Annotated in this window: 9 protein-coding genes; 7 read left to right on the forward strand and 2 right to left on the reverse strand. The window is 67.4% G+C overall.

From position 1 onward, the window contains the following. Window positions 1–903, reverse strand: a 903-nt coding sequence (locus tag AC1DJN_RS15610; protein WP_478039430.1) for a DUF1176 domain-containing protein, incomplete at its 3' end; no start/stop codon positions are given. 133 nt (window positions 904–1,036) lie between these two features. Here AC1DJN_RS15610 and AC1DJN_RS15615 point away from each other — a divergent pair. After that, a complete protein-coding gene (locus AC1DJN_RS15615; RefSeq protein ID WP_442252239.1) occupies window positions 1,037–3,943 on the forward strand; it encodes a VIT domain-containing protein in 2,907 nt (968 codons plus the stop codon). Here the strand turns inward: AC1DJN_RS15615 and AC1DJN_RS15620 are convergent. Beyond that, on the reverse strand, window positions 3,882–5,171 hold the full coding sequence (locus AC1DJN_RS15620) for an acyltransferase family protein (protein WP_442252238.1): 1,290 nt from the start codon (window positions 5,169–5,171) through the stop codon (window positions 3,882–3,884). The two genes, AC1DJN_RS15615 and AC1DJN_RS15620, sit on opposite strands and share 62 nt — an antisense overlap. A gap of 197 nt (window positions 5,172–5,368) precedes the next feature. Here AC1DJN_RS15620 and AC1DJN_RS15625 point away from each other — a divergent pair, with 197 nt between their 5' ends. The 6 genes from AC1DJN_RS15625 to AC1DJN_RS15650 all read left to right on the forward strand — a co-directional run. Beyond that, window positions 5,369–6,211 carry a LytTR family DNA-binding domain-containing protein gene (locus AC1DJN_RS15625; protein WP_301909887.1) on the forward strand — a complete coding sequence of 281 codons (843 nt, stop codon included), beginning with the start codon at window positions 5,369–5,371 and terminating at the stop codon, window positions 6,209–6,211. Window positions 6,212–6,301: 90 nt separating this feature from the next. Next, window positions 6,302–7,427 (forward strand): peptide chain release factor 2 gene (prfB, locus tag AC1DJN_RS15630; protein WP_099783880.1). Its coding sequence is split into 2 segments (ribosomal slippage): window positions 6,302–6,376 and window positions 6,378–7,427, totalling 1,125 coding nucleotides; the frame shifts between segments, so codons are not numbered across the junction. 99 nt (window positions 7,428–7,526) lie between these two features. Then, window positions 7,527–8,309 carry a helix-turn-helix transcriptional regulator gene (locus AC1DJN_RS15635; RefSeq protein WP_025874707.1) on the forward strand — a complete coding sequence of 261 codons (783 nt, stop codon included), beginning with the start codon at window positions 7,527–7,529 and terminating at the stop codon, window positions 8,307–8,309. A 633-nt stretch (window positions 8,310–8,942) separates the two neighbouring features. After that, window positions 8,943–10,334, forward strand: a complete 1,392-nt coding sequence (locus AC1DJN_RS15640; RefSeq protein WP_032975477.1) for an NAD-dependent succinate-semialdehyde dehydrogenase — start codon at window positions 8,943–8,945, stop codon at window positions 10,332–10,334. A gap of 75 nt (window positions 10,335–10,409) precedes the next feature. Further along, a complete protein-coding gene (locus tag AC1DJN_RS15645) occupies window positions 10,410–12,050 on the forward strand; it encodes an acetolactate synthase large subunit (RefSeq protein WP_025878943.1) in 1,641 nt (546 codons plus the stop codon). A 374-nt stretch (window positions 12,051–12,424) separates the two neighbouring features. Continuing rightward, window positions 12,425–13,272, forward strand: an 848-nt coding sequence (locus AC1DJN_RS15650) for an amino acid--tRNA ligase-related protein (protein WP_478039432.1), incomplete at its 3' end; no start/stop codon positions are given.

A 13,272-nucleotide genomic window follows, 5' to 3' on the forward strand; every position in this document is an offset into this window, starting at 1 on the left:
GCCCTTGTGCGAGGCGACGATCTGCCCGTCGCCGTAGTCGATCGCGTCGCTGGTCACCCATTGCGGCTGGTAGGGCGCTTTCTCACCGATGACCCAGTAGCCATCACCGCTGTTGTAGGCCGCGCGCCAGCAGGGGACGTTGACCAGCAGATGCTTGGCGTCCAGGCGCTGGATCTGCAGTGGTGAATTGCTGATCGGAAGATCCGGGTCGGTGTCGAGCAGGCCTTCGCAGCTGGGTTCTTCCAGAGTGGCGCGCAGCGCCGCACGCAGCGCCGGCGAGGCGGCCAGCTTGGAAAACGCCGGGTCGTCCGGTGGCGTCGACAGCGTCGGTGCCTTGCGCACCACGGGTTTGGCAACGGCGGCAGGCACGCTGCTTTCGGCAGCGGCCCCCTTGCGCATCACCGCGCCCGGCGTGCCCACACGGCCCTGGAACTCGTCGGTCTTCAACAGCACAGCCGCTGCGCCCTTGTCCGACAGCGGCCACGTGTGGCCGGCGCCATCGACAACCGCGATGCCACCATCGCGCACCAGCGCGGACAGCACTGCGCTGGTCTGTGCCGCGCTGAGCACATGGACACCCGGCTCCGTGGCCGGCGCCAGCACACCGAGGTCACGCTGCTGGATGCGCAGGTGCAGCGCGCCCTTGGGCTGCGGCTGGTCATCGATCGGCTGCAACGACATCCGACCGCTGATGGCCTGATTGGGGCCGCCCGCCCGGGTCAGCAGCACGCTCAGGGTGCTGTCATCGCCACTGGCGTAGCCGGCCGCGCGGCACGTGCGCGTGTTGTCGCAGGCCACGACCCAGTCGTGATGCTGGAAATAGAGGCCTGCAGGCGCATCGACGGCGCCGGCGGCCAACGGCCAGCACAGGGCCAGCAGGGTGGGAAGCAGGAGAGAACGCATGGGCATCCTTGCACGGGATCGGGAAGTCGCACATGGTGCGCCCAGGGGCAGCGAAGAACCAGCATCGAATCACGTTAACCCCGTCCACCCGGTTGGTGCGTTCAAGCAGTCACGATCCCACTGGAGTCCTGTCATGGTCTTCACCCGTTGCTGCGCTGTGTTGTTGCTGGCCCTTGCGGCCTGGCCTGTCGGCGCTCAGGCGCCCCGAATTGCTCGACCGCAGGCAACCACTCCGCTCCTGATCGCGCCCGCCGCCGAGCAGCCCGTGCAGCTGCGACATGCCGGCATCGAAGGCGAGGTCCAGGCCGGTATCGCCCAGACCCGTATCACCCTGGAGTTCCATAACCCCAACCAGCGCGTGCTGGAAGGCGAGCTGCAGTTCCCGCTGGCCGAGGGCCAGCAGATCACCGGGTTCGCCCTGGACATCAACGGCGAGTTGCGCGAGGCAGTACCGGTGCCCAAGGACCGCGGTCGTCAGGTGTTCGAGGAGATCGCCCGCCGTGGCGTCGACCCGGGCCTGCTGGAGCAGACCGCCGGCAACCAGTTCCGGCTGCGCGTGTATCCGCTGCCGGCCGGCGGCAGCCGCCGCGTGCAGTTGGTCGTACGCGAGCCGCTGGCATATGCCGGGCAGGGCTGGCGTTGGACACTGCCGCTGCAGTTCGTCGCCGGCGCCGCAGCCGTCGAACTGGACGTGCGGGCACCGAAGGGGGCTGAGGCAGGAAGCGCGCCGTTCCGCATCGCCGATGGCCGCCTGCACTGGCAAGGACGTGGCGCGCAGTTGCCGGCCCAGCTGCAATGGACGCTGCTGGCCGAGCGCAAGGCACAGGTGCAGGTTGCACGCTGGCAGGACGGTCACTACCTGTTGGCGCAGCTGCCGGTGCCGACGTCGACCGCGCCGCGCCGTGTGCCGTCGGAGGTGGGGCTGCTGTGGGACGGTTCGGGTTCCGCAGGCCAGCGCGACCGCACCCGCGAGTTCGCGCTGCTGGATCGCTACTTTGCTGCGATGGGCGAGGGCAACGTCGCGCTGACCGTGCTGCGTGATCGCGCCGAGCCTGTGCGTCGTTTCCGTATCCGCAGGGGTGACTGGAGTGAACTGCGGCGCGCGTTGATGGCGGTGCAGCCGGATGGCGCCAGCGCGCTGGCGCAGTGGCAGCCGCAGCCCTCGGTGAAGGAGTACCTGATGGTCAGCGACGGCCTGCTGACCTATGGGCCGGAAGCACTGCCGGCGTTGGCCGCCGATCAGCGCCTGTTTGCGGTCAGCAGTGCCGGCGCACGCACCGATGCCACACGCCTGCGCGGTTGGAGCGAGGCGCATGCTGGCAGTTTCGTGGCGCTCGGCAGCGATATCGATGCCGCTGCACGGGAGCTGCTGTCGATGCCACTGGATGTCCAGATCGATGCCGGCCGTGGCGTGCAGGACGTGGTGGTCGACCGCCGCAGCCAGGCCCAGGGCTGGCTGTGGTTGCATGCGCGGTTGGCGGCCGAAGGTGTGCCGATGCGGGTGCGCATTGCCGGTGGGCAATGGCAGGCACTGCCGGAGAGCTCCACCAGCGCCGATGGCGATCTGCTGGCCGGCCTGTGGGCACAGGCACGCCTGCAGCAGTTGTCGACCGATCGGCGCGGCAATCGCGAGGCGATGCAGCGCCTGTCGCAGCAGTTCAGCCTGGTGGGCCCGGACACTTCACTGATCGTGCTGGAAACGCTGGACGACTACCTGCGCTACGCGATCCGCCCCGCAGGTGCCTTGCGCGCCCAGTACGACCAGCGCTTCGCACGCCAGGTTGCAGATCGCGATGCCGCCGACCGTCAGCGCCTGGACAAGGTGGTGACGCAGTGGCAGCAGCGCCAGCAATGGTGGAGCCGCCGTTGGCCGAAGGGCATGCGCGTGCAGGCGAAGGCGCTGGAAGTGGTCGGTCAGGACGCGTATGCGGCTGCCCCGGTGGCGATGCTCGCCGCGCCTCCTCCCGCGCCAGCGCCGATGGCCGTTGCCGCCGAGCAGCGGGCGGAGTCCAGCAGCGCGCGCGCCCGTCGATCGCCGCCGCGGCAGGCACCTGCGGGCCTGGAGGCCGCGATGGATGCAGTTGCCATCGAACCCACGGCGTCCAATGCACCGGCCGCCGCCAATGACGGCCAGCTGGGAATCCGGTTGGCCGCCTGGCAATCGGATTCGCCGGTTGCCCGCCGCCTGCGCCAGGGGCCGTCGTCGCAGCTGTACGACCGCTATCTGGCCGAGCGCGCTGCGAACGCCAACAGCAGTGCGTTCTTCCTCGACGTGGCCGACCTGTTGATCGAACAGGGCCAGCGCGATCTTGCCCTGCGCGTGCTGTCCAACCTGGCCGAGATGGAGCTGGACAACCGCCATCTGCTGCGCGTTCTCGGCTACCGCCTGCTGCAGGCCGATGCACCCGCACTGGCGGTGCCGGTGTTCGAGCAGGTGCTGGCGATGGGCCAGGAGGAACCGCAGAGCTTCCGTGATCTGGGCCTGGCGCTGGCCGCAGCGGGCAAGCCGCAGCAGGCGCTGGCGCCGCTGTACCAGGTGGTCGTGCGGCCGTGGGATGGTCGTTTCGACGGCATCGCGCTGATCGCCCTGGATGAACTGACCAACCTGGTGGCCGGCAGCACGCCGCGCCTGGATACCACCGGCATCGACCCGCGCCTGCTGCAGGCGATGCCACTGGACCTGCGCGTGGTGCTGGCCTGGGATGCCGACAACAGCGACATGGACCTGTGGGTCACCGACCCGAACGGCGAGCGTGCGTACTACGGCAACCGCCTGACCTACCAGGGTGGGCAGATGTCGCAGGACTTCACCGGTGGCTATGGTCCGGAACAGTTCTCGCTGCGCAACGCCAAGCCGGGCAAGTACAAGGTGGAGGCGAACTACTTCGGCAGCCGCCAGCAGCTGGTGACCGGTGCGACGACGCTGATGCTGCGCCTGACCACCCATTGGGGCACGCCGAAGCAGAAGGACCAGATGATCACGATGCGGCTGAAGGATCGTGCCGAGACGGTGCTGGTCGGCGAGTTCGAGGTGCGGTAGCGCCGGGCCATGCCCGGCGGCCGGCGCTGTGGTCCTGCGTGATGCTCACTGCGCCGTTGCGATCGGCACGCAACCCGAACAGCGGCCGCAGCCAGCGCACACGGCGTACCAGCAGTTCATGGATCAGCAGGCAGCCGGCGACGGTGCCTACAATCACCAGCGCCGGCTCCAGCCATGCGCCCAGCTGCAGGGGACGCAACCAGTACAACAGCATGATCAGCACGGTCTGGTGCAGGATGTACCAGCTGAACACCGCCTCGCGGCAGTAGCCCAGGCCACGCCATGGCCGCGCCAGCAGGACCTGCGCCCATCCGAAGAGGGCCAGCAGGGAACACCAGGTGTACAGCGCTCGGCCAACGCGCTCGGTCTGCGCCCACGGCAGCGCCAGCACCCATTGCGGCAGATCGCCGAGGTCGGGCATCCGCCCCAACGCGCGGATGCCCAGTTCGACAGTCAGCCCGACAACGGCCAGCGCCAGGGTCAACCGCCGGCCGCGCACCAGCAGATCCCAGCCGCGCTGCCAGCGCGCGGCGAGGAAGCCGCCGAGGAACAGGGGCAGCGATTCGGCGTGGACGTACAGGTCATCGACCAGCGCATGGGTTGGCGGGTGGGCGGGCAGGATCACCAGCAGCGCCCACGCCAGCCACAGCACCGGCAGCAGCAGGCCCAGCGTGGCCACCCAGCGGTCGCCCGCAGGCAGGCCCGGCAGGCGGTGGTGCAGCGGCCGCACTACGCTGGCCAACACGATCGCCAGCAGCGTGTAAGGGATCAGATAGGCCAGGTACCACAGGTGGTTCCAGGTGAAGCCATAGGCGGCACCGGTGAAGCTGGCTCCCGGCCACGGCCGGAACTGCCAGTAGCGCCACAGGAATGCACCGAGCCCTGGCGTGACGTCGCCCTTGTCCACCGCTTCACAGTAGGCCTGCAGCGAAACGACCGCGACGATGCCGAACAACAGCGGCAACAACAGCCGCCCGCTGCGCCGTAACGCGAACCGCCAACGGCCCTGCGCAGGCAGGCACAGGCCCAGTGCAATGCCGGAGATGGCAAACAGCAGCGGCATGCGCCAACGATTCAGCGCGATCATCGGCCATTGCAGCCACTCCGCGGTGTGGACGCTCTTGAGGTGGAAGTCCCATCCGGCCACGTAGGCCATGGCCACGTGGTAGAGGATCAACAGCCCGAAGGCACCGATACGCAGGGTGTCGAGGTCGTGGCGGCGGGTCATGGCGGTATCCGTGTTGGAGTCCTCGCAGAGTGGAAGTCCTTGTGGGCTGTCGCCAGCAGCAAGGGGCGGTTGGATGCCCGGCAGGGCCCAATGGCGGGGCGGGGGGACGAATGGCGTACGTCAGCGGGGCTGTGGTTGGCGATAATCCAGTGATGGATGAGTACAACCAGCAGGACCCGGACGTGCGTGGCGAATCGATGGGCAACGGCAGGCAAGGGCGGCAGGCAGCCGTGTTCTGGGTCGTACTGTTCCTGGGGACGGCGGCGGCCAATGTGCTGGCCAAGGCCATGATGGCGGCGCGCGATGGGCTGCCCTCCCAATGGATGGCGGCCACGATTGACGAGTTCAGCAGTGCGCTGGTGTCGCTGCTGCTGCTGGCGGTGCTGATCCGCGCCGCTTCGCGCTGGCCGCTGCACACCGATACCTGGCGACAGCGCTTGGTGCCGTATCTGCTGGGCGCGGTTGCGTGGTGGCTGCTGCATGTGAGTGCGATGGTCCTGCTGCGCAAGGCCGCCCACGCCGTGCTTGGCAGCCACTACACCTTTGGGGACTGGCCGGCGCAATGGTTCTACGAGTTCTTCAAGGACATCCAGACCTATGCGCTGCTGGTCTCGGCAGTCCATGCCCTGGCCTGGTTCGGCCGCCGCCGCCAGGGTGAAGCGACCCTGCTTGCCGCCCCCGATGAGGGCCCGCCGGTCGAACCGGTCGATCGCCCCGACCATTTCCTTGTGCGCAAGCTGGGCAAGGAGTTCCTGGTGGCCACGGCCGACGTCGAGTACGCCCAGGCCGCCGGCAACTATGTGAACCTGCGGGTGCGCGGGCATGACTACCCGCTGCGGATCACCATGGCCGTGCTGGAGGCGCGGCTGGACCCGGTCCTGTTCCTGCGCAGCCACCGCAGCTGGCTGGTCAACCGTGACCAGCTGCGCTCGATCGAGCCGCTGGATGGGGGCGAGGCCTTGCTGCACATGGCCGATGGGGCCAAGGTACCCTGCAGCCGGCGCCAGCTGCCGTTGCTGCGCCAGGCCTTGGGCGGGTAGGGGCGTGGCAGGGCGGGACCGGCTTCTGCGCCGGTTCACCCCGGCCTGCGGTATCATTTGCAGTCATCTTTTGAATGCATAACCGCCGACATGATCGAACTGAATCCTGTCCGCCAGCGCATCGCCGATCTGACCGATCGCGTGTTGTCGCTCCGGGGGTATCTTTGACTACGACGCCAAGAAAGAGCGTCTTGAGGAAGTAACGCGGGAGCTGGAAAGCCCCGACGTCTGGAACAATGCCGAGTACGCCCAGAACCTGGGGCGCGAGCGCTCGACCCTGGAAAAGACCGTGGGCGGCATCGCCGCGGTGCTGGAGGGCCTGAGCGACGCCACCGAACTGCTGGAGCTGGCCGAGTCCGAGCAGGACGAGGACACCGCGCTGGCCGTGGTGGCCGACCTGGACAAGCACCAGGCGCACGTGGAGAAGCTGGAGTTCCAGCGCATGTTCTCCGGGCAGATGGACAACGCTCCGGCGTTCGTCGACATCCAGGCCGGTGCCGGTGGTACCGAAGCCCAGGACTGGGCCGAGATCCTGCTGCGCATGTACCTGCGCTGGTGTGAATCGCGTGGCTGGAAGACCGAGCTGATGGAAGTGTCCGGTGGCGACGTCGCGGGCATCAAGTCGGCCACGCTGCGCGTGGAAGGCGACTACGCCTATGGCTGGCTGAAGACCGAGACCGGCGTGCACCGCCTGGTGCGCAAGTCGCCGTTCGACTCGGACAACCGCCGCCATACCAGCTTCACCTCGGTGTTCGTGTCGCCGGAAGTGGACAACAACATCGAAATCGACATCAACCCGGCCGATCTGCGTACCGACGTGTACCGCTCGTCCGGTGCCGGTGGTCAGCACGTCAACAAGACCGAGTCGGCGGTGCGTATCACCCACATCCCGACCAACACGGTCGTGGCTTGCCAGACCGGCCGTAGCCAGCACCAGAACCGCGACAACGCGATGAAGATGCTGGCCGCCAAGCTGTACGAGCTGGAGATCCAGAAGCGCAACGCCGAGCGTGATGCGGTGGAAGCCACCAAGTCCGATATCGGCTGGGGCAGCCAGATCCGCAACTACGTGCTCGACCAGAGCCGTATCAAGGACCTGCGCACCGGCATCGAGCGTTCGGATACGCAGAAGGTGCTCGACGGTGACCTGGACGAGTTCGTCGAGGCCAGCCTGAAGGCCGGCCTGGCGGTCGGCTCCAAGCGCATCGATGCCTGATGCGTGCCCGGCGACAGCGGTACCGTCCGCTGCCCGGGCCCTGCGTTTCGGGACGTCATCGGCGTCCCGCAACGCCGTTGAAACCTGCAGGGCAGGGCGATGATGCGCAGTGAAGCCGAACGCAAGGAACTGGGAGGCTTTCTCAAGGCCTGCCGTGCGCGGGTCGACCCAGCAACGCTGGGGCTGCCAGCCGGCCGCCGACGCACGCCGGGCCTGAAGCGCGAGGAAGTCGCACTGGCGATCGGGGTCAGTGTCAGCTGGTACACCTGGATCGAGCAGGGCCGCGAAGTGCGCGCCTCGCCCGAGGTGCTGGAGCGCCTGGCGCAGGTACTGCGATTGAGCGACGACGAGCGCGCCTACGCGTTCGCGCTGTCCGGCTATGGCGTGCCGCTGGAATCGCCCGACGAGACGGTGACCGACGGCCTGCGCCAGCTGGTGGAGGCGATGCAGCCGATCCCGGCCTACGTGCGCAATACCCGATTCGACATCCTGGCCTGGAACCCGGCCATCGCCGATCTGTTTGTTGATTACGGTCAGCTGGCGCCGCACGAACGCAACACGCTGCGGCTGATGTTCCTGTATCCGCCGTACCGCACGCTGATCCTCAACTGGGAAGAAATGACCCGCGGGCTGCTGGCCAGCTTCCGCGCGGCGATGGCGCAGGCGCCGGACAAGGCGCCGTTCCTGGCACTGGCCGAGGACATCGGTGCGCACAGCGAGCAGTTCCGCCAGTGGTGGCCCGAGCACGATGTGCGTCGTTTCGACGAAGGTGCGAAGAAGCTGAACCATCCCACGCGCGGGCTGCTGGACCTGCAGTACGTGGCGCTGGTGCCGGAGAGCCGGCATGACCTGTCACTGGTGACCTACCTGCCGCGAAGGTAGGTTGGTCGGCAGGGCTGCGCCCTGCACCTGCTGTAGTGCCGGTCGCTGGCCGGCAACCTCAACAGCAACAGCAACAGCAACAGCCGGCTTTCCGTGGGGTGGCGGGGCGGTGTCGGAGTGCGGGGACGCCGTGAACCCATCCATGGGGGCTTGGCCGCGGCATCCATGCCGCGGACACCCCGCACTCCGACACCGCCCCACCTCTGACAGATCTCCGCTGCTGTTGGTAGGTGTCGACCTTGGTCGACACGTTAGATCCACGCGATGCGTGGATGCTTTTCGGTTTCAATTCGAGATAGTCGATCTCGATGGAAATTCATCCACGCATGGCGTGGATCTACTGGAGGCGCCGGGTTGGGTCTGGAGAAGAGCCCCCTGAGTCAGGGGGCGGCCGCGAAGCGGCGGGGGTATGGGGGCTGGTAAGTGGGGCCCGCGGTTCGCGTAGCGAAGCGTGGGAGCGGCAGCGCGCATGCGATGGCGCGTACCAGGGCGCAGCCCTGCCGATCAACCCCATTCAGGCAGGTAAGTGCAGGTCACAGGATACGCAGACGCCTTGTTGCTGCCATCGATCGGGTCCACATTCGTTGTCAGGAAACGGGCAGCCGCCCGTTGTCGAGACAACAGGAGACCTGCATGTCCGCTTCCCCCGCAGCCCCCGCTGCCATTTCCCGCGATCCGGCGACCGGCCAGCAGATCGCCAGCCACCCCTTCGCCACCGACGCCGAACTGGAAGCCATCCTCGACCGCGGCCAGGCCGGTTTTGCAGCCTGGAGCGCGCAGTCACTGGAACAACGCGCCAGCGTGCTGCGTGCGATGGCCGCTGTGCTGCGTCGCGACCGCGAACCCCTCGCTGCGATGGCCACTGCCGAAATGGGCAAGGTCCACGCCGAGTCGCTGGCCGAGATCGAGAAGTGCGCGGTGCTGTGTGACTGGTACGCCGACAACGGTGCGGCGTTCCTGCGCGATGAGCCGACCGCGGTGGCCGACAACAAGGCCTATGTCTCCTACCTGCCGCTGGGCGTTGTGCTCGGCATCATGCCGTGGAATTTCCCGTACTGGCAGGTGATGCGCGCGGCCGTGCCGATCCTCATGGGCGGCAACGGCTTCCTGCTGAAGCCGGCCGAAAACATCGTCGGCACCGCCGGGCTGCTCGCCGCTGCGTGGCGCGACGCGGGCCTGCCCGACGGCACCTTCATCGCCGCCAACATCAGCCGCGAGGGAACCAGTGCCGCCATCGCCGATGACCGCATCGCTGCCGTGACCCTGACCGGCAGCGTCGCTGCGGGGCGCAGCATCGCCGCGCAGGCCGGGCAGGCGCTGAAGAAGGTGGTGCTGGAGCTGGGTGGCTCGGATCCATTCATCGTGCTGGCCGACGCCGACCTGGAGGCAGCGGTCGATGCCGCGGTGGCCTCGCGCTTCCAGAACACCGGGCAGGTGTGCATTGCCGGCAAGCGCATCATCGTCGAAGACGCCGTGTATGAGCGTTTCGTGTCGTTGTTCTGCGAGCGCGTGCAGGCGCTGACCGTGGGCGATGGCCGCGAGGCCGGCAACCGGATCGGACCGATGGCCCGGCAGGACCTGCTTGAACAGCTTGATGCACAGGTGCGTGCGTCGGTCGAGGCCGGTGCGCAGTTGCTCGTGGGCGGCAAGCAGCTCGATCGCCCCGGCAGTTTCTATGCACCCACCGTGCTGGCGGGCGTCGAGCCGGGCATGCAGGCCTTCGACACCGAGACCTTCGGGCCGGTGGCGTCGATCAGCCGCGCGCGCGACGCCGACCATGCGGTGGAACTGGCCAACCAGAGCGAGTTCGGCCTGAGCGGCAATCTGTGGACCGGCGACCACGCCCGCGCGATGCAGCTGGCGCGCCGGCTGCAGACCGGTGGCGTGTTCGTCAACGGTTTCTCTGCCTCCGATCCACGCGTGCCGATCGGCGGAGTGAAGAAGAGCGGCTTCGGCCGCGAGCTGTCGCACTTCGGCATCCGCGAGTTCGTCAACGCGCAGACGGTGTGGTTCGACCGCCGTTGACGCGGGCCATCCACCGTTCCTGTCAGCATCCCTGCAACGTTCCATCATCACGCACTGCGAGAAGGACGTCATTCCATGTCCAAGGGTTCCGATCTGCTCGTCGCCGCACTCGAAAACGAGGGCGTCGAGCGCATTTTTGGCATTCCCGGTGAAGAGAACCTCGATGTCGTCGAGTCGCTTCGCCACTCCAGCATCGAGCTGGTCATCACCCGCCACGAACAGGCTGCCGTGTTCATGGCCGCGACCTACGGCCGCCTGACCGGCAAGCCCGGCGTGTGCCTGGCCACGCTCGGCCCGGGTGCGCTGAACTTCACCACCGGTGCCGCCTACGCACTGCTCGGCGCGTGGCCGGTGATCATGATCACCGGGCAGAAGGGCATCGTGGCCAGCAAGCAGGCGCGCTTCCAGATCGTGGATATCGTCAGCACGATGAAGCCGCTGACCAAGTCGGCGCGGCAGATCGTTTCGGCGCGCACCATCCCCACCATCGTCCGCGAGGCCTTCCGCACGGCGCTGGAAGAGCGCCCCGGGCCGGTGCTGCTGGAACTGCCCGAGGACATCGCGGCGATGGAGGTCGAGGACGTTGCACTGATCCCGCCACACCCGGTGGATCGGCCGATCGCCAGTCCCGAGGCGCTGGACCGTGCGGCGCAGATCATCCGCGAGGCCAAGCGTCCGCTGCTGGTGATCGCCTCGGCGGCGTCGCGACCGCAGTCCAGCGAGGCGCTGTCGGCCTTCGTGCTGCGGGCCGGCATCCCGTTCGTCACCACGCAGATGGGCAAGGGCGCGGTGGCCGGTGGCTCGGGCCTGTACATGGGCACGGCGGCACTGAGCGAGCGCGACTACGTGCACATGGCCATCGATCAGGCCGATGTGATCGTGACCATTGGCCACGAGGTGACGGAGAAGCCGCCCTTCGTGATGCGCCCGGGTGGCCGCACGGTCATCCACATCGGCTACTCGCAGGCTGCGGTGGAGCAGGTGTACTTCCCGCAGGTGGAGGTGATCGGCGATATCGGCCGCTCGCTGACCCTGCTGGCCGACCGTATCGAGGGCAGGGTGGACAACGCCGCTGCACTGCTGCCGCTGCGCGCGACGATCCTGGAGCACATCGCCGATCGCGCCGAAGAGGCCGGTTTCACGCCGCAGCGGCTGGTGCATGACGTGCGCCAGGTGATGCCGCCGGACGGCATCGTGGCGCTGGACAATGGCATGTACAAGATCTGGTTCGCGCGCAACTACCGTACCCAGGTGGCCAATACGCTGCTGCTGGACAACGCATTGGCAACGATGGGCGCAGGGCTGCCGTCAGCGATCATGGCCTCGATCCTGTATCCGCAGCGACGCGTGCTGGCGGTGTGTGGCGATGGCGGTTTCATGATGAACAGCCAGGAGCTGGAGACCGCGCGGCGGCTGGGCCTGAACCTGGTAGTGCTGATCCTCAACGACGGCGCCTACGGAATGATCCGCTGGAAGCAGGCGGTGGATGGTTTCGCCGACTACGGCATGACCTTCGGCAATCCGGATTTCGTCAAATACGCCGAGGCCTATGGCTGCCAAGGGCACGAGGTGACGGCGATCGAGCAGTTCATTCCGACCCTGGAAGCAGCGTTCACCGCGGGCGGCGTGCATCTGGTGTCGGTGCCGGTGGACTATTCGGAGAACCAGCGGGTGCTGGTGGATGAGCTGCGGCAGGCATTCCCGGGAAACGGGTAGGTGTCGCCCCCCCGGAGCCCCGTAGGCGTCGCCCCCCGAGCCCGGTAGGTGTCGACCCCCGAGCCCGGTAGGTGTCGACCTTGGTCGACACAGTAGATCCAGACCATGCGTGGATGCCTCCCCATGCCCGGCGCGGTAGAGCGCCAACCAAGGTTGGCGGCTACCAGGGCGGTGGATTGAGGTTGATCGACTGCGGCAGGGGTTCCTGGGAGCCCGGTAGGTGTCGACCTTGGTCGACACGGTGGGCGCCAACCAAGGTTGGCGGCTACCGCAGCAGGGGCGGCCCGAGGCCGGGGCAGGGCGCTTTTGGTATGCTGGGCAACCGGCTGCGCCGGGCGCAACACTCCCCCTCACTACACGATTCCCGCAGATCCATGAGCGAAGCTACCGATACCCCCCCCGTCGACGAAAACAAGTTGATCGCCGAGCGCCGTGAGAAACTCAAAGCGCTGCGCGGGCAGGGGATCGCGTATCCGAACGACTTCCGTCGCGAGGACTTCGCCGGCAGCCTGCAGGAAGAATTCGCCGATGCGGAGCAGTGGACCGCCGAAACCCTGGAAGGCAACGGCCGCCAGGTGAAGATGGCCGGTCGCCTGATGGCCAAGCGGGTCATGGGCAAGGCCAGCTTCGCCCAGATCCAGGACGAATCGGGCCGCATCCAGCTGTTCCTGCAGGGCAGCGTGCTGGGTGATGCCTACACCGCCTTCAAGGGCTGGGACGTGGGCGACATCATCGCTGTCGAAGGTGGCCTGACCCGCACCAAGACCGGCGAGCTGTCGGTCAAGGCCGAATCGATCCGTCTGCTGACCAAGTCGCTGCGCCCGCTGCCGGACAAGTGGCATGGCCTGGCCGACGTCGAACAGCGTTATCGCCAGCGTTACGTCGACCTGATCGTGACGCCGGAGTCGCGCGCGGTCTTCATCAAGCGCTCGAAGATCATCCGTGCGATGCGTGCATGGCTGGACAACCGCGACTTCCTCGAAGTCGAAACGCCGATGATGCATTACATCCCCGGCGGCGCGGCGGCCAAGCCGTTCACCACCCACCACAACGCGCTGGACCTTGACCTGTACCTGCGCGTTGCGCCGGAGCTGTACCTCAAGCGCCTGACCGTCGGTGGCCTGGAACGCGTCTACGAAATCAACCGCAACTTCCGCAACGAAGGCGTCAGCACCCGCCACAACCCGGAATTCACCATGATGGAACTGTACGAGGCCTATGC

The sequence above is a fragment of the Stenotrophomonas sp. 05L414_2 genome, assembly GCF_056397905.1.

Excerpts from the sequence above, each read along its gene's own strand:
- AC1DJN_RS15620 (WP_442252238.1), bottom strand. The coding sequence starts at position 5,171 with ATGACCCGCCGCCACGACCTCGACACCCTGCGTATCGGTGCCTTCGGG.
- AC1DJN_RS15640 (WP_032975477.1), top strand. The coding sequence starts at position 8,943 with ATGTCCGCTTCCCCCGCAGCCCCCGCTGCCATTTCCCGCGATCCGGCG.
- AC1DJN_RS15625 (WP_301909887.1), top strand. The coding sequence starts at position 5,369 with ATGGGCAACGGCAGGCAAGGGCGGCAGGCAGCCGTGTTCTGGGTCGTA.
- AC1DJN_RS15635 (WP_025874707.1), top strand. The coding sequence starts at position 7,527 with ATGATGCGCAGTGAAGCCGAACGCAAGGAACTGGGAGGCTTTCTCAAG.
- AC1DJN_RS15615 (WP_442252239.1), top strand. The coding sequence starts at position 1,037 with ATGGTCTTCACCCGTTGCTGCGCTGTGTTGTTGCTGGCCCTTGCGGCC.
- AC1DJN_RS15645 (WP_025878943.1), top strand. The coding sequence starts at position 10,410 with ATGTCCAAGGGTTCCGATCTGCTCGTCGCCGCACTCGAAAACGAGGGC.